Source organism: Micromonospora sp. NPDC052213, from assembly GCF_040679695.1.
Lineage (GTDB): Bacteria > Actinomycetota > Actinomycetes > Mycobacteriales > Micromonosporaceae > Micromonospora.
Genome location: NZ_JBFAVI010000350.1, coordinates 1 through 1,424, shown reverse-complemented (window position 1 = coordinate 1,424; position 1,424 = coordinate 1). Strand labels below are relative to the sequence as shown.

Genomic DNA, 1,424 nt, shown 5'->3' with positions numbered 1-1,424 from the left:
CGTAGGCGAGCGCCAGGCAGGTCGCCCCCTGACCGAGCCCGGTCGCGATCAGCAGCACCCGGCTGTCCACCCGGTCGGCGAGACGACCGGTCAGCGGCGCGAGCGCGACCAGCGGCAGCGTCGCGGCGAGCAGCAGCCCGGAGACGGCGAGCCCACCGGCCCCGGCGGACTGGAGCGCCAGCGTGAGGGCGCTGGTGACCAGGAAGTTCCCGCAACTGGAGATGCCACGCGCGGTGGCCGCGAGCCAGACGTCCGGCCAGCACGAGGGGCCAGGTGTGAAGGACATACTTCGAAAATAATCCTTCACACCTGGTGCGCACAACCCCTCAGTCGATGGGCATCGCCCGGTACTGCGCCGCCACCGCACGGACCCCGGCGGGTGGATCGGCCCGATGCCGCCGCCGGTACGGCTCCATCAGCGCCTGGATCGCCTGGTTCAACTCGCTCAACTCCTCGGCGGTCACCAGCAGCACGCTGTCGCTGAACCAGGTCGCCGCGTACCACTCCGGCGACTCGTCCGGCGCGCGGCGCAACCAGTCCCGGACCCGCTGGGCGTTGCGGACCATGTGCGCCTCGACCAGGGCCGCCTCGGCGGCGCGTGCCTCCGGTTCGGCATCCGGCCCCACCTCGACGTGGAACGACGGATTCACCGCCTGCCACACCCGCTCCCGCGCGTCCCCCCGGCCGGGCGCCTGCCGGATCAGCCCGAACTTCGCCAGCTCACGCAGGTGGTAGCTGGTCGCGCTCGGCGACAGCCCGGCGATCTCGGCGCACTCGGTGGCCGTCGCACCGCCCTCCAGCGTGCCGAGATGTTCCATGATCGCCATACGGGCCGGGTGAGCCAGCGCCCGCATCACCTGCGGGTCGCTGATCGTCACTCGGCGCTGCTCGGGCCGCGCCTCGGTCATGCCCCAATGATCCCGCGCCGCCGACACCTGGACACGCAGGGTGGAGCCCGTCGACTCAGGCGACCTTGAGCTGCTCGTCGCCGAAATCGGCGATCAGCTTGAGCGTGCCGCCGAGAGCGGCGATGTATCGCGCGAGCACGTCCTGGGTCGCGACACTGCCCGCCTCGATCTGCGACACCCGCGCGACCGACACACCCATCCTCAACGCGACCTGCTCCTGAGTCATCTCGCGCCGCTTGCGTAGCTCCGCGAGACGCCACCCGCGGGCCTCGTCGAGCATGCCACCGATCGCGGCCTCGAATGCCTGCACACCACCGGCGGTCTCCACCGCCCGGCCCAGGTGCGAGGTGTCACGCCACCGCTTGACGCCGCTCATCGAATCTCCTCCTGCCGCTCCTTGAGGTAGGTGTCGTAGAGCTGCTCCGCCTCCGGAATGGCATCCCGGTACCAGCGCGTCCACTGCCCCGACTTGTCGCCGGCGACCAGCAGAACCGCGGAGCGCCACGGGTCGAAGAC

The 1,424-nt window shown here is 71.1% G+C and carries 2 protein-coding genes and 2 pseudogenes; all 4 read right to left on the bottom strand.

Translation table 11 applies throughout. The features are described from left to right. A pseudogene (locus tag AB0L34_RS33845) lies at positions 1–286 on the bottom strand (MFS transporter); the annotation flags it as partial. A 40-nt stretch (positions 287–326) separates the two neighbouring features. Beyond that, positions 327–908 carry a winged helix-turn-helix domain-containing protein gene (locus tag AB0L34_RS33840; RefSeq protein WP_363709744.1) on the bottom strand — a complete coding sequence of 194 codons (582 nt, stop codon included), beginning with the start codon at positions 906–908 and terminating at the stop codon, positions 327–329. Between the two features lie 55 nt (positions 909–963). After that, positions 964–1,284: a helix-turn-helix transcriptional regulator gene (locus AB0L34_RS33835; RefSeq protein ID WP_043327344.1), complete on the bottom strand. Its 321-nt coding sequence runs from the start codon at positions 1,282–1,284 to the stop codon at positions 964–966. Further along, a pseudogene (locus tag AB0L34_RS33830) lies at positions 1,281–1,424 on the bottom strand (DNA-binding protein); the annotation flags it as partial. The pseudogene AB0L34_RS33830 and the gene AB0L34_RS33835, both read right to left, overlap by 4 nt.